This window comes from Pseudomonas sp. 30_B, assembly GCF_017491605.1.
In the GTDB taxonomy this organism is placed as follows: Bacteria; Pseudomonadota; Gammaproteobacteria; order Pseudomonadales; family Pseudomonadaceae; genus Pseudomonas.
In genome coordinates, this window is sequence record NZ_JAFGYY010000446.1 from 1 (window position 1) to 254 (window position 254).

Annotated in this window: 1 rRNA gene; it reads right to left on the reverse strand. The window is 51.2% G+C overall.

The features are described from left to right. Window positions 1-64 (reverse strand): 5S ribosomal RNA (gene rrf / locus J5M67_RS30090); the annotation flags it as partial. Between the last annotated feature and the right edge of the window lie 190 nt (window positions 65-254).

A 254-nucleotide genomic window follows, 5' to 3' on the forward strand; every position in this document is an offset into this window, starting at 1 on the left:
TGCGTCGTTTCACTGCTGAGTTCGGGATGGGATCAGGTGGTTCCAACGCTCTATGGTCGTCAAGCAATTCTTTCGGACGCTCGTGGCTTGCGCACACGCTCATCCAGATTCGGGTATGTGACAGGTACTTTGCGGTTCACACGAACTTTCGGTTCGTTACGTCTTCACCGTACAACACGCAAATTGTTTGGGTGTTATATGGTCAAGCCTCACGGGCAATTAGTATCGGTTAGCTCAACGCCTCACAGCGCTTA